The organism is Corynebacterium sp. Marseille-Q2823 (genome assembly GCF_903645345.1).
In the GTDB taxonomy this organism is placed as follows: Bacteria; Actinomycetota; Actinomycetes; order Mycobacteriales; family Mycobacteriaceae; genus Corynebacterium; species Corynebacterium hiratae.
This window is the reverse complement of sequence record NZ_CAHJXS010000002.1, coordinates 219,315-238,825: the sequence shown is the minus strand read 5'-3', so window position 1 is coordinate 238,825 and position 19,511 is coordinate 219,315. Positions and strand designations below refer to the sequence as shown.

Annotated in this window: 22 protein-coding genes and 1 pseudogene; 13 read left to right on the top strand and 10 right to left on the bottom strand. The window is 59.6% G+C overall.

Translation table 11 applies throughout. The features are described 5' to 3' along the window. The first annotated feature begins 157 nt into the window (after window positions 1-157). Window positions 158-1,276, top strand: coding sequence for a TerC family protein (locus tag HWX44_RS03080; RefSeq protein WP_175973124.1), 1,119 nt, complete (start codon window positions 158-160; stop codon window positions 1,274-1,276). A 16-nt stretch (window positions 1,277-1,292) separates the two neighbouring features. On the opposite strand, the gene HWX44_RS03075 is transcribed toward HWX44_RS03080, so the two are convergent. After that, on the bottom strand, window positions 1,293-1,583 hold the full coding sequence (locus tag HWX44_RS03075) for a YciI family protein (RefSeq protein ID WP_049157577.1): 291 nt from the start codon (window positions 1,581-1,583) through the stop codon (window positions 1,293-1,295). Between the two features lie 47 nt (window positions 1,584-1,630). Here HWX44_RS03075 and pgsA point away from each other — a divergent pair, with 47 nt between their 5' ends. From pgsA to HWX44_RS03055, 4 genes are all read left to right on the top strand, one after another. Then, the gene (gene pgsA, locus HWX44_RS03070; RefSeq protein WP_175973122.1) at window positions 1,631-2,221 is read left to right on the top strand and encodes a CDP-diacylglycerol--glycerol-3-phosphate 3-phosphatidyltransferase; all 591 of its coding nucleotides are present in this window, start codon (window positions 1,631-1,633) and stop codon (window positions 2,219-2,221) included. Beyond that, the gene (locus HWX44_RS03065) at window positions 2,218-2,703 is read left to right on the top strand and encodes a nicotinamide-nucleotide amidohydrolase family protein (RefSeq protein WP_175973120.1); all 486 of its coding nucleotides are present in this window, start codon (window positions 2,218-2,220) and stop codon (window positions 2,701-2,703) included. Before pgsA ends, HWX44_RS03065 begins: the two co-directional genes overlap by 4 nt. Window positions 2,704-2,748: 45 nt before the next feature. Further along, window positions 2,749-3,096, top strand: a complete 348-nt coding sequence (locus tag HWX44_RS03060; RefSeq protein WP_175973118.1) for a helix-turn-helix domain-containing protein — start codon at window positions 2,749-2,751, stop codon at window positions 3,094-3,096. 106 nt (window positions 3,097-3,202) lie between these two features. Beyond that, the gene (locus HWX44_RS03055; RefSeq protein ID WP_049157571.1) at window positions 3,203-4,039 is read left to right on the top strand and encodes a PspA/IM30 family protein; all 837 of its coding nucleotides are present in this window, start codon (window positions 3,203-3,205) and stop codon (window positions 4,037-4,039) included. Window positions 4,040-4,042: 3 nt separating this feature from the next. On the opposite strand, the gene HWX44_RS03050 is transcribed toward HWX44_RS03055, so the two are convergent. The 3 genes from HWX44_RS03050 to HWX44_RS03040 are packed head-to-tail and all read right to left on the bottom strand — an operon-like array spanning window position 4,043 to window position 5,932. Beyond that, window positions 4,043-4,657: an energy-coupling factor transporter transmembrane component T family protein gene (locus tag HWX44_RS03050; RefSeq protein WP_175973116.1), complete on the bottom strand. Its 615-nt coding sequence runs from the start codon at window positions 4,655-4,657 to the stop codon at window positions 4,043-4,045. Window positions 4,658-4,661: 4 nt separating this feature from the next. Continuing rightward, complete coding sequence (locus HWX44_RS03045) at window positions 4,662-5,354, bottom strand: energy-coupling factor ABC transporter ATP-binding protein (RefSeq protein ID WP_049157567.1); 693 nt, start codon at window positions 5,352-5,354, stop codon at window positions 4,662-4,664. A 5-nt stretch (window positions 5,355-5,359) separates the two neighbouring features. Further along, window positions 5,360-5,932, bottom strand: a complete 573-nt coding sequence (locus HWX44_RS03040) for a biotin transporter BioY (protein WP_175973114.1) — start codon at window positions 5,930-5,932, stop codon at window positions 5,360-5,362. A 111-nt stretch (window positions 5,933-6,043) separates the two neighbouring features. Here HWX44_RS03040 and HWX44_RS03035 point away from each other — a divergent pair, with 111 nt between their 5' ends. The 3 genes from HWX44_RS03035 to recX all read left to right on the top strand — a co-directional run bounded on the left by HWX44_RS03035 (window position 6,044) and on the right by recX (window position 8,567). Beyond that, entirely contained in the window at window positions 6,044-6,553 is a 510-nt protein-coding gene (locus tag HWX44_RS03035) for a hypothetical protein (RefSeq protein WP_175973112.1), read from the top strand. Window positions 6,554-6,830: 277 nt separating this feature from the next. After that, window positions 6,831-7,964, top strand: coding sequence for a recombinase RecA (gene recA, locus HWX44_RS03030; protein ID WP_049157561.1), 1,134 nt, complete (start codon window positions 6,831-6,833; stop codon window positions 7,962-7,964). 9 nt (window positions 7,965-7,973) lie between these two features. Then, on the top strand, window positions 7,974-8,567 hold the full coding sequence (gene recX, locus HWX44_RS03025) for a recombination regulator RecX (protein WP_046649358.1): 594 nt from the start codon (window positions 7,974-7,976) through the stop codon (window positions 8,565-8,567). Between the two features lie 6 nt (window positions 8,568-8,573). Here the strand turns inward: recX and HWX44_RS03020 are convergent, their stop codons facing one another. The 4 genes from HWX44_RS03020 to gluA all read right to left on the bottom strand — a co-directional run bounded on the left by HWX44_RS03020 (window position 8,574) and on the right by gluA (window position 11,956). After that, a complete protein-coding gene (locus HWX44_RS03020; protein WP_046649359.1) occupies window positions 8,574-9,512 on the bottom strand; it encodes an amino acid ABC transporter permease in 939 nt (312 codons plus the stop codon). After that, a complete protein-coding gene (gene gluC, locus HWX44_RS03015) occupies window positions 9,512-10,198 on the bottom strand; it encodes a glutamate ABC transporter permease GluC (protein WP_175973110.1) in 687 nt (228 codons plus the stop codon). The genes HWX44_RS03020 and gluC overlap by 1 nt, the downstream gene beginning before the upstream one ends. Window positions 10,199-10,273: 75 nt before the next feature. Beyond that, window positions 10,274-11,158, bottom strand: a complete 885-nt coding sequence (locus HWX44_RS03010; protein ID WP_175973108.1) for a glutamate ABC transporter substrate-binding protein — start codon at window positions 11,156-11,158, stop codon at window positions 10,274-10,276. 69 nt (window positions 11,159-11,227) lie between these two features. Continuing rightward, window positions 11,228-11,956 carry a glutamate ABC transporter ATP-binding protein GluA gene (gluA, locus tag HWX44_RS03005; RefSeq protein WP_175973260.1) on the bottom strand — a complete coding sequence of 243 codons (729 nt, stop codon included), beginning with the start codon at window positions 11,954-11,956 and terminating at the stop codon, window positions 11,228-11,230. A gap of 138 nt (window positions 11,957-12,094) precedes the next feature. On the opposite strand from gluA, the gene miaB reads away from it, so the two are divergent. From miaB to HWX44_RS02990, 3 genes and pseudogenes are all read left to right on the top strand, one after another. Next, window positions 12,095-13,657, top strand: a complete 1,563-nt coding sequence (miaB, locus tag HWX44_RS03000) for a tRNA (N6-isopentenyl adenosine(37)-C2)-methylthiotransferase MiaB (RefSeq protein ID WP_175973106.1) — start codon at window positions 12,095-12,097, stop codon at window positions 13,655-13,657. Window positions 13,658-13,677: 20 nt separating this feature from the next. Beyond that, the gene (locus HWX44_RS02995; RefSeq protein ID WP_175973104.1) at window positions 13,678-14,310 is read left to right on the top strand and encodes an Rv2732c family membrane protein; all 633 of its coding nucleotides are present in this window, start codon (window positions 13,678-13,680) and stop codon (window positions 14,308-14,310) included. A gap of 28 nt (window positions 14,311-14,338) precedes the next feature. Beyond that, window positions 14,339-15,428 (top strand): annotated as a pseudogene (locus tag HWX44_RS02990) (alkene reductase). Here HWX44_RS02990 and HWX44_RS02985 read toward each other — a convergent pair. Beyond that, window positions 15,401-16,486: a GNAT family N-acetyltransferase gene (locus tag HWX44_RS02985; RefSeq protein WP_071409754.1), complete on the bottom strand. Its 1,086-nt coding sequence runs from the start codon at window positions 16,484-16,486 to the stop codon at window positions 15,401-15,403. The pseudogene HWX44_RS02990 and the gene HWX44_RS02985 overlap by 28 nt on opposite strands. Window positions 16,487-16,499: 13 nt before the next feature. After that, complete coding sequence (locus HWX44_RS02980) at window positions 16,500-17,816, bottom strand: DUF349 domain-containing protein (RefSeq protein WP_175973103.1); 1,317 nt, start codon at window positions 17,814-17,816, stop codon at window positions 16,500-16,502. A gap of 131 nt (window positions 17,817-17,947) precedes the next feature. Between HWX44_RS02980 and HWX44_RS02975 the strand changes: the two genes are divergently transcribed. Together HWX44_RS02975 and miaA are read left to right on the top strand one after the other, a co-directional pair. Then, complete coding sequence (locus HWX44_RS02975; protein ID WP_046648247.1) at window positions 17,948-18,580, top strand: hypothetical protein; 633 nt, start codon at window positions 17,948-17,950, stop codon at window positions 18,578-18,580. Continuing rightward, window positions 18,580-19,506, top strand: coding sequence for a tRNA (adenosine(37)-N6)-dimethylallyltransferase MiaA (gene miaA, locus HWX44_RS02970; protein WP_070700488.1), 927 nt, complete (start codon window positions 18,580-18,582; stop codon window positions 19,504-19,506). Before HWX44_RS02975 ends, miaA begins: the two co-directional genes overlap by 1 nt. The last annotated feature ends 5 nt before the right edge of the window (window positions 19,507-19,511 follow it).

The window sequence follows — 19,511 nt, the reverse complement described above, 5'->3', positions numbered from 1 at the left end:
TCTTGGAGGGGAGTACCCCAATCCACGGCGTTGATCGTCAACACGGCAACTGCGGTACAGTTCCCGGTCGCGTCGGCTAGCGAGGCTGTGACATCGGCTTGCTAGCGGGGGAGACCTCCGGTCTTTATTGTCGTGTCGACCGGAGGGATATCTCATTATGCATGTGCCACTGTGGGTCTGGGCCATCACCATCGCGGTGCTCCTAGGCTTCTTCATCTTCGACTTCTACAGTCATGTTCGTTCACCACATGAGCCGACCATTAAGGAATCCGGCGGCTGGACCCTGTTTTACATGGCGATGGCCGTCGTCTTTGGCGGTGTCGTGTGGGTGTTGTGGGATAGCGAGCACGCAGCGCAGTTCTACACCGGTTGGGTAACGGAACAGGCGCTGAGTGTGGACAACCTGTTTGTCTTCTCTCTCATCATGGGATCCTTCAAAATCCCGCGCAGTTATCAGCAGAAGGTGCTGCTCATTGGCATCGTGCTGGCGTTGGTCTTCCGTCTGGCCTTCATTCTGATGGGCGCAGCTATCATCGCTGCATGGTCTGATGTCTTCTACATCTTCGCAATCTTCCTCATCTACACCGCAGTGAAGCTGCTCATTGATGAGATTAATGGCACGCCTGAGACCGATCCCAATGACATGCTGGTGGTCAAGTGGCTGCGCAAGGTGGTCCACGTAACCCCGCGCTACCACGGCGACAAGCTCACTCACCGTGAAGAGTCAGGTGAAAAGAAGGGCAAGTTTGCCCTGACCCCGCTTTTTATTGCGTTGGCGGCCATCGGGCTTATCGACGTCATGTTTGCCTTCGACTCCATCCCAGCTATCTACGGCATTACCTCGGAGCCTTTCCTGGTCTTTACCACCAACGCCTTCGCTCTCATGGGTCTGCGCCAGATGTTCTTCCTCATCGATGGTCTGTTGGATCGCTTGGTTTACCTGCCTTATGGCCTGGGTATCATCTTGCTGTTCATCGGTGTCAAGCTGCTCTTCCACGCTTTGCATGAGAACAACGTGCCCTTCATCAACGGCGGCGAGAATGTCAGTGCGGTACCGGAAATTACGACCATGGTGTCGCTGCTGGTCATCGTTGGCGTCCTCCTCGTGACGGTGTTGTTGTCGGTGTGGAAGGACAAACGCGACCAAGCCCAGGGTGGTGTGGTGATTTCCCACAACCACTACGACTGGGACGATTATGGCAACAAGATCGTTCGCAACAAGGAGGGTGAGCTCGTCGGCAAGGCGGACGAGCTTCCCAAGTCCGAGCTGCCCTAAACTCGGGCAGCGGGGTTTAGAAGGAATTGATAACGGGATTCCACTCGCGGAAGGCGCGCCCAGTGACAGCGCCTTCGGTGTAGAAGGGATCCTGATCCATGAGAGCGATGACATCGGCCACCTTTACGGACTCGTCCTCAAATTGCAGGACGATGAGCGCCCCGCCCTTGGAATCGGTGTAGGGACCAGAGCCACAGATCTGGCCCTTGTCGTGGAGCGCGCCGATGAACTCGCGGTGCTGTGGACGCACCTCAGCAATGACCGGGTTAGATGGATTGTATTCATAGGAGACTGCGAAGTACTTCATAACGACCATGGTAGTGCTCGCTCGAGTGGCAGGGAGGCCACGGTAGGATGAAGAGCGTGAATGATTCTCAGGCTGCGCGCAACCAATCTCAAACCACGGATGTAAACCCCGAGGTCTCCAATTGGAACCTGCCCAACATCCTGACGAGTTTGCGCATCCTCTTTATCCCCTTGTTTGCCTGGCTGGTGCTCGGCGGGCATGAGTGGTGGGCCTTCGGCTGCTTCGCGCTCCTCATGCTCACCGACAAATTGGATGGCGATATCGCGCGCTCGCGAGGGCTGATTACCAACTTTGGCAAGATTGCGGATCCGATCGCGGATAAGGCTCTGATGACCGCGGCTTTCGTGTGTCTCAACATTACTGGTGCTTTGCCCGTGTGGATTACCGTCGTCATTTTGTTCCGCGAGTTCGGCATTACCATCTGGCGCTTCTACTTGCTCCGCCAAGGCAAGGTAGTTCCGGCCTCCCAAGGCGGCAAACTCAAGACAGCTCTGCAGACCTTGGCGGTGGCGTTGTATCTTTGTCCGCTGCCAGGGTGGATGGACCTTCCGAGCCTCCTCGTTATGTTGGCCGCCGCCTTCGTTACCGTCCTGACCGGCATCCAGTACCTCATTGATGGCCATAGGGAGAACCAATGAGCATCGAGGCGCAACTAGTATCCACGCTCAGCGAACGCGGTGAAACTGTGGCGTTCTGTGAGTCCCTTACTGCTGGTCTAGCCGCTGCGACTGTGGCGTGCATCCCGGGAGCCTCGGCGGTGCTGCGGGGTGGGCTGGTGACGTATGCGACAGAGGTCAAGGCTCATTTTCTCAACACCACCGTGGAAGAACTTGAGGAGCAAGGCGTGGTGTCTGCTGCGACTGCTGCGCAGATGGCTGAGGCGGCGGTCGTTGAAACGCGTGCAGATTGGGGGGTAGGGCTGACTGGTGTAGCCGGGCCGGACCTCCAGGAAGGCAAACCTGCGGGCACGGTGTACGTGGGCTTGTGCGGGAGAATCAGCGGGGACGTCGCCAAGCGTGGCGTTCTGTATGAGCTTTCGGATGAAGGGCGTAACGCGATTCGTTTCGCTGCCGTTGAGGCGGCATTGAGTCTTCTCCTATCAACTCTTGAAGAAAAGTAGCTGTTTGTGGGAACAAGTAGGGGCGCTGGGACGTTGTACGGAGTGATGAACACTTCAGTTGCACTACTTGACAAGCCCATTCAGACCACGGCGCGATCGACGCGGACTCCAGAGCCGCTTTTGCGCGAGGCCCTCGGATTGACGCTTCGCGCCTTCCGTGCGGATAAGGGAGTAACACTTCGCGAACTCGCCGCTGCGGCGCGTGTGTCCCCAGGATATCTGTCGGAGTTGGAGCGCGGCCGCAAAGAGGTTTCCTCCGAGCTTCTGGCTTCCGTGTGTCATGCCCTTGACGCCAGTGTTTCCGATGTCCTCATCGAGGCGGCTGGATACATGGCGCTGCCATCGATGGATGAGGAGCTCGCGTCCACCGCACCCGCTGCATCGGAACTATAGAACCGCGACGGAATACTGTCTGCTTCGCTACTATTAGGCAAGCAGGAAATATTCTTGTTACACACCTTATTGACACAACGAACTGCTGAGAAAGGCACCTCCTGTTATGGCGAACCCATTCGTAAAAGCCTGGAAGTACTTGATGGCTCTCTTTGATTCCAAGATCGAGGAGAACGCCGACCCGAAGGTTCAGATTGAGCAGGCAATCGAGGAGGCGCAGCGCCAGCATCAGGAGCTGTCACAGCAGGCCGCTGCGGTCATTGGTAATCAGCGCCAGCTGGAGATGCAGCTGAACCGTCGTTTGAGTGAGATTGAAAAGCTGCAGCAGAATACCCGTAACGCTCTGAGCCTTGCGGACAAGGCCCGTGCCGAAGGCGATGCACAGAAGGCGACCGAGTACGAAAACGCGGCTGAAGCCTTCGCCGCCCAGCTGGTTACCGCTGAGCAGTCTGTTGAGGACACTAAGAAGCTCCACGATCAGGCTCTGCAGCAGGCGGAGCAGGCCAAGAAGGCCGTCGAACGCAACGGCATGGCGCTTCGTGAGAAAGTCAACGAGCGCTCCAAGCTGCTGTCGCAGCTCGAGCAGGCCAAGATGCAGGAGAAGGTCTCCGAGTCCCTCAACTCGATGAACGAGCTCTCCGCAAACGGTAACTCGCCCTCGCTGGATGCTGTGCGTGACAAGATTGAGCGCCGCTACTCTAAGGCCCTGGGCCAGGCCGAGCTCGCCGAGAACTCCGTGTCTAACCGCATGCAGGAGATCGAGCAGGCTGGCGTGCAACTGGCTGGCCACTCCCGTCTCGAGCAGATCCGCGCGGAAATGAATAACCCGAAGGCAGTGGAGGGAAATTCCCAGCAGGCAATCGGTTCGGCAGAGACTAAGGCTCAGCCGAACGTGCAGGACGATGCCGTCCAGGCTCGCCTGCGCGAGTTGCGCGGTGAGTAAGGCTTAGTCTCCGACGCCGCGGGCTTGAAGTGCCTCACCCATCGCGCGTGCTCGGCGGATTGAGCGAATGATAACCGGGGTGCCGAAGGCGGTTAGAGATGCCGTGGCACCCCGGGCTTTTCGTGCGTCCAATACTTCGACGACCGTTCCCAGCATGAGCGGGAGCAGACGAATGGTAAGAGACATGGCCAGCGTGATGTTCTCAACAGGGACGCCGAGCCGCCCCAGGGGCGCGAGGGCGCGATCGAGGGAGTCCATCATCTCCGACACTTTCGTTGTCAGCGTCAGCAGCACCGCCCCGCTGATCGCTGCGTAAATGGTGAGAAACATGATCGCAGCTGACAGAAAATCCTTTTGCCACCACTGAAAGGCCGCGAGCGCAACGAGGAGGTAAAGGGGAGGGGCCAGCTGGCCGAGTGCGACGCGAAACGGGATGCGGGCGACGGGAAAGAGCACGAGCGGGAGGAAGAGGCTGGCCGCCGCCCAAGGAAGCGTGTGCACAGCCAGCGAGGTCACGAGGATGAAGCCGATGAGCACAAGGAACTTCACCGCCGCCGGTATGCGATGAATGATGGTATCGGCGTCGACGTAGAAGCCGAGGGGGATGTTTTTAGGCATGACTCTAGAGCGGGCGGGATTTCATGAGTTCGGTGTAGAAGGAAATGACCTTGTCGGGAGATCCGTCGGCTACGACGTGGTGGTTATCGATGCACAGAACGCGATCGAAATCAGAGACAAAATCAAGGTCATGGGTAACCACGATGAGTTGTTGTTCGAGCTGCGCAAATTCGCGGCGAATGCGGTCACGGTTGCGCAGATCCAGCAAGGTCGTGGGTTCATCAGCAATGATGACGGTGGGTTCCATGACCAGGACCGCGGCCAACGCGAGGAGCTGCTTCTGCCCACCGGACAGAGTGTGCGGGGACTGCTCAGCTAACGGTGTCAGGCCGAAGCGCTCGAGGGCGGCGTCGACGCGCGCGGTGCGCTCCTCACGAGACAGCTTGAGCCGGCGAAGGGAGAACTCCACGTCATCGCGCACATGCGGCATCACGATCTGGTTTTCGGCATCGGAAAACACGAAGCCTACCTGGCGGCGAATCTCTTTGCCGTGCTTGGCGACGTCCACGTTATCCACCAAGACCTCACCACGTGAAGGTTCACCAAGGCCGTTGATGAGCCGGACGAGAGTGGATTTCCCGCCTCCATTGGCGCCGATAATACCGATGCGCTGTTCGCTCAATGAGAGAGAAATATCTTCGAGCACAGGTGCTTCGTCGAAGGTGACGGATACGTTGCGGAAGTCAATCTTTGGCACTGGCGCTACTTCGCTTTAGCTCGTCGCCCCATAAGGTCGGGGAATGCTGCGTGCACACCGACGGCGATGACAACCATCACGGCGACTTTGATGAGATCTGGGATGACAAACGGGCCCTGAGCCACGGTGGCTGCCCCGAAGGACATGTCAGAGCGGAACATCAGGCCAAAGATTCCGCACACGTACTGAACCGCCAGGCCGACGACGCCGGCGACGGCGAGGACAACCGTCATGCCTCCCTTGTTTCGCGGCGCGCGGTAGGCGATAAGACCGGCGATGGCTGGGGCGACGACGTAGCCGACAAGGTAACCCACAGTGGGGCCGGCGATGGCGCTCAGGGCACTGCGGCCGCCGGCGAGGATTGGGAGGCCGACGAGGCCGAGGGTCAGGAAGAGTAGGCCAACGAAGAAGCCCCTGCGGCCTCCGAGGACTAGGCCAGCCAGGATGATAACGGCGTTTTGAAGAACGATGGGCACGCCAGCGGTGGGGGTGGGGATAGAGACGAAGGCAAAGACTATGATGAGCGCGGTGAAGACCGCGACGTACGCGATGTCAGTCGCGACGGAATTCTTTTTCATGGGCCAAAGTTTATCTAGAGGGCTAACTGCGCAGCAAATAGGCACTTTTGAACAGTGTTCAAGCACGGCTTTTAGGGATTGAAACTACCCCGAACGGGGTAAGCTCGAGGCATGGCAAATAGAAAGAAGATGGAGCATGTCATAGGGCTTGCTCGTGTCAGTGCGGTAGCGCTTCTTTCCGGTATCGCGCTGGCGAGCGTGGCTGGATGTTCGTTGATAGGTTCCGCGAATGTCATCGAAAATATCGAAGAAGCGGCCGGAGTGGAGGAAGGGGAGCCTGGCAGCGTCGACATGCGCGTCGGCGACATCTTCGATTCCGAATATCACCGTGTAATCTTCATCTGCCCTGGGGCTGTCGAGGACGATGTCATAAACGCTAGTGCAGGAACCTGGCAGGGCGGTACCGACGAGGACGATGAATGGGTGCCGCCAAGCTCGGGGAGTGTTGAGATTTATCGGGATGCGCAGGGGCGTGGAGTGTCGAAGTATATGAGCAGCAGGGCCTCTCTTGATGAGCTGGATCTCTGTAGCGCGCTGGGCGGGGTAGTTGCCGTACTGCCGGCTGATGAGCAGGTGTCTTTCGTCCGTACCGAGCAGGGCGGCCCCTGGAAACTTCGCTAGGTGGCGAGGCGTTGGATTAGGTCTCAGACACGCGCATTGCTCGAATGGCCAATCGAACACTTGTGTGTGTATTGTGGGTTGTGGTCTGGTGGAAACGTTAGGGTACTTTCGTGGCATGTGATGGAACCGGAGCGATGCCGGAAAACACAATGCGACGCGCCTGGGAACCGAAGTTGCTTCATGGCAGTCTAACTAGGTGCCCCCATTAATGACATACAGCACTGCTTAATGACATACAGCACTGCACACTAACTGACGCACGATAGTGAGGAAATAAATGGCTACGAAGAAGAAGTCCTCGGCGGCTAGCAAGGGCGATGATCGTCAGAAAGCCCTCGATGCCGCAATGGCGATGATTGAGAAGGATTTTGGCAAAGGAGCCGTCATGCGTCTTGGTGACGATGACCGCCCGCCGATCCAGGCCATTTCCTCCGGTAATACGGCCATCGACATTGCGCTGGGCGTCGGTGGCTTCCCGCGCGGTCGCATCGTAGAGATTTATGGACCTGAATCTTCGGGTAAAACCACCGTTGCTCTGCATGCCATCGCATCGGCGCAGAAGACCGGCGGCATCGCAGCCTTTATCGATGCGGAGCACGCGCTCGATCCTGAGTATGCGCGTCTGCTTGGCGTGGACACGGATAACCTCTTGGTTTCCCAGCCGGATACCGGTGAGCAGGCTCTGGAAATCGCAGATATGCTCGTGCGCTCTGGCGCTATCGACATCATCGTGATTGACTCCGTAGCCGCCTTGACGCCCAAGGCGGAAATTGAGGGCGAGATGGGAGATAGCCACGTTGGCCTCCAAGCCCGTCTCATGTCTCAAGCGCTACGCAAGATGACGGGTGCTCTGTACAACTCGGGGACTACCGCCATCTTCATCAACCAGCTGCGTGAAAAGATCGGCGTGATGTTTGGTTCGCCGGAAACCACCACGGGTGGTAAGGCACTGAAGTTCTACGCCTCTGTGCGCTGCGATATCCGCCGAATCCAAACCTTGAAGGACGGCCAAGATGCCATCGGTAACCGCACCAAGCTCAAGGTGGTGAAGAACAAGGTTTCCCCGCCGTTCAAGATCGCTGAGTTCGACATCATGTACGGCGAAGGCATTTCGCGCGAGTCTTCCATCATTGACTTGGGTGTCGAACACGGGTTCATTAAGAAATCTGGCTCGTGGTTTACCTACGAAGGCGATCAGCTGGGACAGGGCAAGGAAAAGGCCCGCAACTTCCTCAAGGACAACCCCGATCTGGCGGATGAGATTGAGAAGAAGATCTTCGTCAAGCTCGGCGTGGGTGCTGCCGCAGCCGAAGCTGGTGAGGACGTCGCCATGGATGTGCCGGGTGCAGACGATCCGCTGACGGATGAGGCTGTGGATCTGGTACCGAACGTCGATTTCGACGACGACTAAACAGGCGCAATGGCACAACCTTCACCAGAGAAGCTAGAGAAGCTACGTCAAGCTCTCGAGTCCTATGAATCGGGGGACGCGGGTGGCCAGCTTGTTGATGCGAATGCTGAAGCAGCGAAGGCGCCCGTGCGCTCCCGAGCATTAGGCTTGCTAGATCAACGTGCACGTTCCCGCAAGGAACTGCGTGACCGGCTTGTCGCGGCGGACTTTGAGCCCGATGTGGTCGAGGACGTGGTCGATGACCTTGCAGGGGTGGGGCTCGTTGATGATGAAACCTTCGCCAAGGAGTGGGTGCGGCAGCGCCACGCGCGGCGCGGTAAGTCGGCCCGTGCCCTCAATGTGGAACTCAAGGAGAAGGGTGTTGAGGCCGCCGATCGCGCAGCGGCCCTAGAGCAGATTACCGAGGAATCTGAGGAGGCCGTAGCGCGCCGCGTAGCGGAGAAAAAGGCGCGAACCTTGAAGAGTGTTCCCGCCGACCGCCATGAGAGGGACAAGTTCCTGCGTCGCATTGTAGGAACACTCGCGCGGCGCGGCTATCGCCAGGAGCTGGTGATGCGTATTTCCATCGAAGTGCTGGATGCGCGCATCGCCGAGCTCTCCTAGCTGTTTCTATTCGTCCGGGTTGCGGATTTCTGTATAGCTTTCTGAGTGCCAATCAACGTTGACCTGGTCTTTGGTGTCCAAGCCTTGGTCTGGTTGCTCCGGAACTTTAGCGATGATGTTCCGGCGCGCACGGCCCGCTCGAAGCTGACGTTCGATGCGTTCGGCCAGGAGGCCCAGCCCCCAGTTGATGAGGATCATGATGATCGCAACGACGATGAGCGAGGCCAGGTAATTCTTGTTGTAGGACGCCGATTGGATACCGGAGCGCACCACCTCGACATAGCCAATCTGGTAGCCCAAGGCAGAGTCCTTGAGCGCAATAACCATCTGGGCGATGAGGGCCGGAAGCATTGCGGCTACGGCCTGCGGGAGCAGAATGGTACGCATCGTTTGCCCATGCGAAAGACCCAGCGCTCGAGCGGCTTCAGTTTGCCCCTTGGGCAGCGACTTGATTCCGGAGCGCAGAATCTCTGCGACGACAGAGCCGTTGTAGAGGGTCAACGCGAAGACCACGGCGCTAAACGCCAGCTGCTTCGACGGAACTACGTTATAGATGGCGAAAAGCTGGTAGGCAAAAATCATGAGCAGCAGGACGGGGATGGCGCGGAAGAATTCCACGACCACACCACATACGCCGCGTACGATGACGTTCTCGCTCAATCGGCCTAGGCCGAAGATGACGCCGAACACGATGGCCAAGATGATGGATGCTACAGCGGAAAGGATCGTTCCGCGCAGGCCAGGGAGCAGGTACGTGGTCCACGTTTGGCTGTTAAGAAAAGGGGTCCATAACGCGGAGTCGAGTTGCCCGCGCTCACCCAATGTAGACAGCACCCAATACAGTGCAGCTAGCGAGAGAACGACGGTGATGACGGTATAGATGAGATTGCGCCGCTTGCCCTTGGGGCCGGGGGCGTCGTAAAGCACGGTTGCGCGTACAGCCATTATTTCTTCACCGCCACAGTTTCGGAGAGTTTGCCTAGGCCTAAGCCCATGGGCAAGGTCAGGATGATGAAGCCCAGCGCGAAGATAAAGAAGATGACAAAGAGCTGGCTCGCATGCATCTCAATGGTGGATTTCATCAGTAGGGAAGCTTCCGCCACACCGATTACGGAGGCGATCGTGGTGTTCTTCGTCAACGCGATGAGCGTGTTTCCCAGGGGGACGATTGCCGCACGTACTGCCTGAGGGAAGACGATCGTGCTAAAGGTCTGTGAGAAGCTCAAGCCCAGCGAGCGGGCTGCCTCGGCTTGGCCGAAGTCCACTGTGTTGATTCCCGAGCGCAAGGATTCCGCAACAAATGCCGAGGTGTACAAGATGAACCCGACGATGGCGAGGCGGAAGTTGTTATCCACTAGGAAGGTCGAAGAGTCCCGGCTAGCAAGCGTGAGCCCTAGGTTCTGGTACAGGCCAAAGGAACAAAACAGAATAATGAGAGTCAAGGGGGTATTGCGCACCGTCGTGATGTACGTCGTGGCAATCCACCGCAGGATTCTCACGGGGGAGACACGCATGGCAGTGAGGATGGTGCCGAGGATCATTGCGCCGATGGCAGACCAGAACGTCAGCTGGATGGTAAGCCAAAAGGCTGGCCATAGTTCGGGGCCTAGTGCGGCCCACATGGATTCCATAGAAATCTCCTACTAACGGGCCTGCGCCGAGGCGGTATGTCCTCGGCGCAGGCTAGGTGGGGGCTAATCGAGCGTTTAGGAGTTGAGGAAGGAGAGGTCACCGACGGTGGCCTCGTCGATGCCCTCGCCCTTGTCCAGGTTCTTGGCTACGAGCTGGTCGAATTCGCCGGAGGAATGCAGCTCTTCCAGGGCCTTGTTGACAGCGTCTGTCGCCTCTTGATCATCCTTCTTCAGACCCGCGCCGTAGTACTCATCGGTGAAGGGCTTGCCGTCCTTCTCCAACTCGACGACCTGGAACTTTCCGGGATTCTGGGCGGCGTAGCCGTTAAGGATCGTGGCGTCGGTAGTCATGGCGTCTACGTTGCCCTGACTCAGTGCCTCCACACAGGAGGAGTAAGTGTCGTACTCCTGCAGCTGCACGCTGGGCAGAGCCTCCTTCACCTTCTGCGCTGGGGTGGAGCCGGTGACAGAGCACAGGATCTTGCCGTCGAGGCCCTCGAGCCCAGTGATCTCCTTGTTATCAGCCTGGGTAAGAAGCGCTTGGTGGGTGATGAGGTATGGACCAGCGAAATTAACCTTTTCCGCGCGGGACGCGTTGATGGAGTACGTTGCGGTGATGAGGTCAACCTCGCCGTTTTCGATCAGAGTTTCACGCTGCGCGGACGGAGTCTCGCGCCACTCGATCTCCGGCTCCTCCCACCCCTTATCCTTGGCAATGTGGTTGACCACGTAGGTGGCAATGTCAACGTCGAGGCCGGTCATAGAACCATCGCCCTCGCGCAGGCCCAGACCCGGCTGGTCGAACTTGGTGCCTAGAGTGACAGAGCCAGACTCGATAGCGCCGAGAAGACCCTCGCCTCCGCTAGCGGAGTCGGACGAATCACCACACGCAACGAGCAGAGCGCTGGATGCGGCGATGACGGCGGCGGTGGCAGTAATGCGGTTGAAGGTGCGGGACATGAGATTCTCCTTGATGAGGTGAGTTGAAAATGAATGAAGGTAGAGAAAATAAGGTGAGCTGGTAGCTGTTTAGTGCTGCAGGATCTTGCCCAAGAAGTCCTTTGCTCGTTCTGATTGTGGGTTGGTGAAGAAGGATTCCGGGTCGGTGTCCTCGACGATGGACCCGTCAGCCATGAAGAGGATGCGGTCGGCCGCGCGCCTAGCAAAGCCCATCTCGTGGGTCACCACGACCATGGTCATGCCTTCCTTGGCTAGGTCTGTCATGACATCAAGCACCTCGTTGACCATCTCAGGGTCGAGAGCTGAGGTAGGTTCGTCGAAGAGCATCACCTTCGGCCGCATAGCCAGGGCACGCGCAATGGCGACACGCTGTTGCTGGCCGCCGGAGAGCTGTGCAGGGTACTTTTCTGACTGATTGGCAATTCCAACGCGGTCAAGCAGTTGCATTGCACGCTCTTCGGCCTCGGACCTCTTCATCTTGCGGACCTTGATAGGCCCCAGTGTGACGTTGTCCTTGATGGTCTTGTGCGGAAAGAGGTTGAATTGCTGGAACACCATGCCCACATCCGCACGCAGCTTGGCTAGCTCGCGTCCCTCTTCGGGAAGAGGAGTGCCGTCGATCGCGATAGAACCCTCGTCGATGGTTTCAAGCCGGTTGATGGTGCGGCACAGGGTGGACTTGCCGGAGCCGGACGGACCGAGAACAACGACGACATCGCCGCGGCCAATCTCCACGTTGATATCGCGGAGCGCGTGATAGTCACCGAAGTACTTATTGACTCCGTCCATCTTGATCATCGGGCCGGAATGGTCGGTCACATCACACCTCCTCATTTAGGGTGAGCTGAATCATATGTAGAAGAATAGGCGGGCGGTTAGGGGAGACGGGGAGGTTTGTGTAACAAATCCATAACTCTTATATGCGGTCGCGGCATTATGAGTAGTGGGGTGGGCCAGTTAGAATGTCCCCACGTGAGCTCCCCCGTAACTAATAACCAGCCCCGCACCTATGAGGTGCGGACCTTTGGCTGCCAGATGAACGTTCATGATTCCGAGCGCATTTCCGGCCTGCTCGAGGAGGCCGGCTACTCGGCTGTGCCTCAAGGCGACGAACCCGACCTCATCGTTTTCAACACCTGCGCCGTGCGCGAGAACGCCGACAAGCGCCTGTACGGCACCCTGGGTGCGCTGAAGAAGACGAAGGAAAACCATCCCGGCATGCAGATCGCGGTTGGCGGATGCTTGGCGCAGAAGGATAAGGACACCGTCTTGGACCACGCGCCGTGGGTAGACGCGGTTTTCGGAACCCATAACATGGCGGCCCTCCCGGCATTGCTTGAGCGTGCACGTCACAACAATGAAGCGCAGGTGGAGATCGTCGATGCCCTCGAGGCCTTCCCTTCCGTACTTCCGGCAAAGCGCGAATCCGCCTATGCCGGGTGGGTCTCGGTCTCCGTAGGCTGTAATAACACCTGTACTTTCTGCATCGTCCCTTCGCTGCGTGGTAAAGAGGAAGACCGCCGCCCCGGAGATATCATCGCAGAAGTTCAGGCCTTGGTGGATCAAGGCGTGTCCGAAGTAACTCTGTTAGGGCAGAACGTCAACGCCTATGGCGTCAACTTCGCAGACCCAGACCTGCCGCGTGATCGCTTCGCCTTTTCCAAGCTGCTGCGCGAGGTAGGCAAGATTGAGGGCCTCGAGCGCTTGCGTTTTACCTCGCCGCACCCGGCCGAGTTCACCTCCGACGTTATTGATGCCATGGCGGAGACGTCGGCTGTGTGCCCGCAGCTGCATATGCCGCTGCAGTCTGGATCTGACAAGGTCCTCAAGGACATGCGCCGTTCCTATCGCACGAAAAAGTTCTTGGGGATTCTCGACGAAGTTCGTGAGAAGATGCCCCACGCGGCAATTACCACCGACATCATCGTGGGCTTCCCGGGAGAAACCGAGGAGGACTTTGAGGCCACGATGGACGTGGTTCGCCGCGCCCGATTCGCCTCCGCTTTCACTTTCCAGTACTCGCCGCGCCCCGGCACCCCGGCCGCAGAGATGGATAACCAAATCCCCAAGGAAGTTGTGCAGGAGCGCTTCGAGCGCCTTGTCGCCCTCCAGGATTCCATTCAGGCAGAGGAAAACGCCAAGCTTGTCGGCACTGATGTAGAGCTGTTGGTGCAGGCGGAAGGCGGCCGCAAGGCCGCCGAGACCCACCGCCTCACCGGACGCGCGCGTGATGGTCGCCTTGTTCACTTCGCACCAGTCGATGCCGCGGGCAAGGACATCTCTGCGGAGATTCGCCCCGGTGATGTTGTGCACGCCACCGTGACGGATGCAGGCTCCTTTTTCCTGGTGGCTGATTCCGGAATCAGCGAGCACCGTCGCACGAAGGCCGGCGATATGTCGGCGTCGGGGCAGACGCCCACGACGGCACCGATTGGTGTGGGGCTGGGGTTGCCGGGCGTCGGCAAGCCCATTGCTCCTGCCGATTCATGCGGCTGCTAAAAGGGGGTAGGCTCCGTTTTATGAGTGATGACTTGAAGTCCGTTCACGACGCCGTCGCTGCTGAGAAGCGCGCAGCGCAGACTCTCGAATTGGGAAAGCACAAATATGCGCTCATCGTGTCTGTCCTGGCGTGGGCTGCTTACTTGGTTTTGCCCTATGCCGGTGATGCCCGCGGCTGGGAAGCTCTCTTCGTCGGTGGAACGGCCGAGGGCGTGCGTATCTCCCTCATGGAAACCGTCAGCGCATGGCTAGCGCTGGGTGGAGTGGGGATCTTAACCACCGCCACGATTATCACTCGCCGGACCAAGCTGGCCCTCGTAGCGTGGATGATGACGACGATTTCTTTCTTCGCTAATCTGTGGGGATTTTGGTACCGGGACAGCGCCGCGGATGGCGCGGCCATCGGTATGTACGTGGGCGTCTTCTCGACGTTGGTGGCCTTTCTTGTGTACTGCCAGGTAGCACTGCGCCGCAGCCCCGAGCAGTTGGCCGCCGCGGAACGCGTGCGTGAGGTCGCCGGTCATCTCGATCACGTGGGAGTCCTGCAGACCGAAGCCGCTACCGAGCTGCCGGCAGAACAGAATCCGCTGCTTATCGACGACCGCCGCTCCCGCGCGGCCTCCCGCCATCGGCGCCAGCAGGGCGAGGAATAAGCGTTACGAGATTCGTGTTGTGGAGTGCATGACTACACTCTTCGACTCACTTGAATTGGGACGACTAACCCTGCCAAACCGCGTGACCATGGCAGCGTTGACCCGCTCACGGGCAGGTCGCGATGGCGTCCCCACGCCCCTGCATGAGACGTACTATTCACAGCGTGCCTCCATGGGTCTTATCGTGACGGAGGGCGTATTTCCCACGGTGACAAGCCGCGCTTTCCCTGGCCGGCCCGGTATCGAAACTTCGGAACAGATTTCCGGCTGGCGGCGTGTGGCCGATTCCGTACACGAAGCCGGGGGACGCATTTTTCATGCAGGTGATGAACGGCGGGCGCCTGTCTCATGACAGCCTCCTCGAGGGGGCAGAACCGGTGGCACCTTCTGCGCTGGCGCCAGGCACTGCGGTACGGGATTTCGAATCCCGCAAGGAGTGCCCGGTGCCCCGCGCCCTCGACATCGAGGAGCTACCGCGCATTGTCGATGAGTTCCGCCAAGCTGCCCGCAATGCCATCGATGCGGGGATGGATGGCGTGGAGCTTCATGGTGCGAACGGTTATCTGCTGCACCGGTTCCTTTCTCCGAGCTCGAATCACCGAGAGGATGCCTACGGCGGAACCCCGGAGAAGCGCTACCGCCTGGTAGTAGAGATCCTGCGTGCCGTGGCGAAGGAGATCGGAGCCGACCGCGTAGCGCTGCGCCTGTCCCCGCAGCACAATATTCAGGGCATTGAGGAAACCGACGCTGCGGATGTGCGTGCCACCTATGGTAGGTTGCTGCGCGCTGTCGCAGACCTTGGTTTGGCCTACGTCTCCTTCCTGCATGCAGCGCCTACGGGTGAGCTCATTACTGAGCTGAGCGCCGAAGCGCGTGCTAACGGGCGTACCCGTGTCATCCTGAATTCGGGGTTTGGACAGGTGACCCAGCGCGCGGAAGCCGAGGAACTAGTACACCACGGTGATGCCGTGGCCGTGGGCCGGTTGGCCATCTCCAACCCAGATCTCGTTCGCCGCTGGCAGGAAGAGCTTCCTGTCACTGCGCCGGATGAGACCACGTTCTATACGGGTGGAGCGCACGGCTACACCGACTATCCGTTCTCCACGGTCAACTCGTAGGCGCTGCTCGCCGAGATGACGTGCGCGCCGAGGCGCTTGTAGAGCGCATTCATCGCCGGATCCGCCTGGGCAACTGAGCAGTAAGCCCGGCGGACGTCGGGCCAGTGGTGCGCCACCGCATACTGGGCATGCTGCTTGGCACGTGTAGCCAGGCCACGGCGGCGCTGTTCGCGGTCTGTCACGGTAAGAGTCCACTCGCATACCTCAGGGTCCGCATCGCCGTGGCGGGAGAGCTCGGTGAGTGCGACGACGCGTCCCTGTTCAACAATGCCGACGAGGAGCGTATGCGCTTTGCGCGAGCGCAGCCGTGCGTGCGCTTCATTCAGGCGCTGTCGTGTCCACACGATGGGCTCGACGCTTAAGTCACCGTAGACCGCGTCGGTGGAGGCTAGGGTGAGCAGGCGCAGGACATCATCAAGCAGCTCTTCCGGGATGTCGTAGTCGGGCCACACCTGCGCTCCAACCACCGGAGGAGTGGGGGCTATTTCGACGAACATTTGGCGCTCGGCATGCTTGCGACGAAACCCGAGCTCAAGGTAGGCCTGCGACATTGGGTCATAGGTATGGTCCGCGTCTGGCGGGTACAGTATGCCAACCTGGGCAGTCGTGCGGCCCAGCTGGCGGGTAATCCGGAGTGCCTCGCGGGCGAGGGCTCGCGTCACGTCGAGAGCCTCTGGCTCTAGATCCTCCCCAGGCAAGGGCAGGAGATCCGCGGCGAGGACGCATTCGATATCGGCGTTCTCTGTTTCCTCCAAGAGTGGAAGAGAGATGTGGATGAAGCCATCGAAATCGACTTCGGGGCTGGGCTCTGCCGCTGAGATAACGGGTAGACCTAGTTCACCAGCCGGCCCCAAGGCGGAGTCAGTCAACCCGAAGAGATAGGTGCGAGACTCTGTGGAGCCTTGCAGGCGCTGAAGCACACGGCGCGGGGAACCGCTGGCAGCGGGATCGCCGCTGGCCTCTTGGGCGGCTAGGTTGGCGTCGAAAACGAAGCTACGCAGGCAATCCGCCGGCTCAGCTGAGGCCGAACCCGGCGGCGCGACAATCTGAACGAACACTCAGACTAGGGTGCTACTTGTCGTTGACAGCAGCCGCTGCGGCATCGGCGAATTCCTGCCACTGTTTGGCCTGGGCACGCAGATCTTCCGCCTTCTTGGTGTTGCCCTTGGCCTCGGCAGCTTCTGCCTGCGCGGTGAAATCATCGACCTTGGACTGGAACTGGGCCACGCGGGCCTGGGCCTCTGGGTCCGTCCGGCGCCATTGTGAATCCTCGGCGTCACTCACGCGCTTTTCCAGCGCCGAGATCTTGGCCTCGTACTCGCGCACCTGGTTGCGCGGAACGAAACCGATCTCCTCCCACTTTTCCTGCAGCTCCCGCAGCTTGGCTTTCGCCGAGTCGATCGACTTGGTGGGATCAATCAGGGAGTCATATTCCGCAATGAGCGCATCCTTGGCGGCGGCGTTCTCTGCGAACTGCTTGTCCCGCTCGTCATTAACGGCGTTGCGGGCGTTGAAGAAGTGATCCTGGGCGGCGCGGAAACGGGCCCAGAGCTTGTCGTCGATCTCACGAGGGGCACGGCCCGCAGCCTTCCACTCCGTCATGAGATCACGGTACGTGCGCGCCGTTTCGCCCCAGTTGGTGGAGTCCTTAATGGCTTCTGCGCGCTCTACCAGCTCTTCCTTCTTGGCGCGGGCGGCCGCGCGGTTGCGATCCAGTTCGGCGAAGTGGGAGCCGCGGCGGCGGTTGAAGGAGTCACGGGCGCGAGAGTAGCGCTTCCACAGGGCATCATCCGTCTGGCGGTCGATGCCACGGATCTGCTTCCATTCCTCCAAGATGGCGCGGATACGGTCGCCGGCGGCCTTCCACTCCGTCGAGTTGGCGGCGATGTCCTCGGCCTCGGCAGCGAGCTTTTCCTTTTTGGCAATGGCTTCTTCGCGGCGACGAGCCTTGTCAGCCTGTGCTTGCTCACCGGCTTCCACGGAGTGTTCGATGATAGTGGCTAGGCGCTTGTCCAGTGCCGCGATATCACCAATTACTGCCTGTGTAGGTAGGGACTCTCGCAGTTCCGCAGCAGTCGCCTTGATCGACGCAGCATCGCCCGGATGGGCTGTGAGGCGGGATTCTAGCAGTTCGATCTCGGTGGACAGATCGTCATAGCGTGCACCAAAGTGCGCCAAGCCCTCTTCCGGGGTGCCGGCCTGCCACTCGCCGATTTTGCGTTCGCCTTCGGGGGCTTTGACGAATACCGATCCATCAGCATCAACGCGGCCCCACTGGGCCGGATCGTTTTTTGCGGGCTGCACGGGACGTGCTGCCGGGGCAGAGGAAGACGGGCCGGGACGAGCGCCCTTGCGAGGCATGGCTCCAGGGGAAGGAATAGCGGACATGCTAAGAAACCACCTTCGGTATTATCGCGCCGCGCGACACGGCTGCCAGAACTTATGTGACACAACACTACCGTTTCCGCCGCGCAGCCGCGTGTTAACCCCGAAAAACTAACCTTATAGGATGGGAGTTGATGCAAAATCTCATGGTTATGCCAGCCTCACCGGCCTTGGCGGAAGAACTGTCACCGAGCGATGACGCTTCGCGCGCGCTCCTTAGCGCCGCCTGCGAGCTCGCACGTGATGCCGCACGCGTCAACGGTAGGGCACCGCTTAAGGTCGACATCGTGGGATCGCGCGATGCGCGCTGGCGTACCGAGCGCACGGGAAGTTTGAGAGCGTGGGGCGCACCCCAGGTCGACGTCGGCGGCGGAAACTACCTGCCCGAAATCATGGCCCGCTACGTACTCACTAGCGCGCTCGGGGCAGAAAGCAGTCACCACGCCTTCACGGTGGAAGACTCCCGCGCCTCCCTAGGGGAAGTGCGTTCCGGACGGTTCACAATAGTGTGCGTTGATGGCTCTGCAGGCTTGACAGAGCGCGCGCCGCTCGCCCTCGTCGAGGGTGCGCGGGACACTCACCTGTGGTGCGAGAGCGTGCTGGCCGGCGCGGAGGAAGACTGTGACGAAGAGCTGCTCCATTCGACGGGAGTGCTCGAAACGGCACTGTGGGCGCAGCTAGCAGGCGTGCACCCGCATCATGCAGAACTCCGGGCTGCAGATTCGACGTTGGGCGTGGGCCGCTATGTGGCGGGGTGGCAGTGCTAATGCCAGAGACTCTCAGTAGCGGCCCAACCCCGATTGCCGTCGTAGGGCCGACGGCCTCCGGAAAATCAGCACTCGGAGTCGCCTTGGCGCACGAGCTTGACGGGGAAGTAGTCAACGTCGATTCGATGCAGCTTTACCGGGGCATGGACATCGGCACGGCCAAGCTGACGATGGAGGAGCGCGAAGGTATCCCGCACCACCAGCTCGATGTGTGGGACGTGACGGAAACGGCGTCAGTAGCCCGCTACCAGTCCTCCGCCATCGCGGATATAGACAGCATTCGTGGCCGTGGCAAAACCCCGATCCTCGTCGGTGGATCCATGCTCTACGTCCAATCGCTCGTGGACAACTGGCAATTCCCACCCACTGATGCGCAGGTGCGCGCTCGCTGGGAAGCCCGGCGTCAAGAGATCGGCACCGATGCCTTGCACGCAGAACTTGCCAGCGTGGACCCGGCAGCCGCAGCCATCATCGAAGACAAGGACCCACGCCGTACCGTGCGCGCGCTGGAGGTCATTGAGCTCACGGGCAAGCCGTTCAAGGCCAGCCAGCCGCCGAAGAACGCACCGCCCCGGTGGGGTACAAGAATCCTTGGGCTGCGCACGGACTCCAGTTGGCTGAATCCGCGAATCGAGCTGCGCAGTCGCCTCATGTTCGACAAGGGGTTGGTCGAAGAGGTCGAGAACCTTCAGGCGCACGGCCTGAAGGCTGACTCGACGGCGGGGCGGGCCATCGGTTATGCCCAAGTCCTCCAAGCCCAGTGTGGAGAGCTCACCTGGGAAGAAGCGGTGGAGCGTACCATCACTGGAACCCGTCGTTATGTGCGTCGCCAGCGTGCCTGGTTTAACCGTGATAAGCGCATCCACTGGCTGGATGCCGCGGCTGATACGACAACGCAGGCTTTGCGTGTCCTCGAAGAGAGTTAGACTCT

Coding starts and splice junctions, on each gene's coding strand:
- HWX44_RS03065 (WP_175973120.1), top strand. CDS start 2,218: ATGAGCATCGAGGCGCAACTAGTATCCACGCTCAGCGAACGCGGTGAA.
- HWX44_RS03010 (WP_175973108.1), bottom strand. CDS start 11,158: ATGTCCCGCACCTTCAACCGCATTACTGCCACCGCCGCCGTCATCGCC.
- HWX44_RS02995 (WP_175973104.1), top strand. CDS start 13,678: ATGAGTGATGACTTGAAGTCCGTTCACGACGCCGTCGCTGCTGAGAAG.
- gluA (WP_175973260.1), bottom strand. CDS start 11,956: ATGATCAAGATGGACGGAGTCAATAAGTACTTCGGTGACTATCACGCG.
- HWX44_RS02975 (WP_046648247.1), top strand. CDS start 17,948: ATGCAAAATCTCATGGTTATGCCAGCCTCACCGGCCTTGGCGGAAGAA.
- HWX44_RS03055 (WP_049157571.1), top strand. CDS start 3,203: ATGGCGAACCCATTCGTAAAAGCCTGGAAGTACTTGATGGCTCTCTTT.
- HWX44_RS03040 (WP_175973114.1), bottom strand. CDS start 5,932: ATGAAAAAGAATTCCGTCGCGACTGACATCGCGTACGTCGCGGTCTTC.
- HWX44_RS03080 (WP_175973124.1), top strand. CDS start 158: ATGCATGTGCCACTGTGGGTCTGGGCCATCACCATCGCGGTGCTCCTA.
- HWX44_RS03020 (WP_046649359.1), bottom strand. CDS start 9,512: ATGGCTGTACGCGCAACCGTGCTTTACGACGCCCCCGGCCCCAAGGGC.
- HWX44_RS03060 (WP_175973118.1), top strand. CDS start 2,749: ATGAACACTTCAGTTGCACTACTTGACAAGCCCATTCAGACCACGGCG.
- HWX44_RS03075 (WP_049157577.1), bottom strand. CDS start 1,583: ATGAAGTACTTCGCAGTCTCCTATGAATACAATCCATCTAACCCGGTC.
- gluC (WP_175973110.1), bottom strand. CDS start 10,198: ATGGAATCCATGTGGGCCGCACTAGGCCCCGAACTATGGCCAGCCTTT.
- HWX44_RS03035 (WP_175973112.1), top strand. CDS start 6,044: ATGGCAAATAGAAAGAAGATGGAGCATGTCATAGGGCTTGCTCGTGTC.
- recX (WP_046649358.1), top strand. CDS start 7,974: ATGGCACAACCTTCACCAGAGAAGCTAGAGAAGCTACGTCAAGCTCTC.
- recA (WP_049157561.1), top strand. CDS start 6,831: ATGGCTACGAAGAAGAAGTCCTCGGCGGCTAGCAAGGGCGATGATCGT.
- pgsA (WP_175973122.1), top strand. CDS start 1,631: ATGAAGAGCGTGAATGATTCTCAGGCTGCGCGCAACCAATCTCAAACC.
- miaA (WP_070700488.1), top strand. CDS start 18,580: ATGCCAGAGACTCTCAGTAGCGGCCCAACCCCGATTGCCGTCGTAGGG.
- miaB (WP_175973106.1), top strand. CDS start 12,095: ATGAGTAGTGGGGTGGGCCAGTTAGAATGTCCCCACGTGAGCTCCCCC.
- HWX44_RS03050 (WP_175973116.1), bottom strand. CDS start 4,657: ATGCCTAAAAACATCCCCCTCGGCTTCTACGTCGACGCCGATACCATC.
- HWX44_RS02980 (WP_175973103.1), bottom strand. CDS start 17,816: ATGTCCGCTATTCCTTCCCCTGGAGCCATGCCTCGCAAGGGCGCTCGT.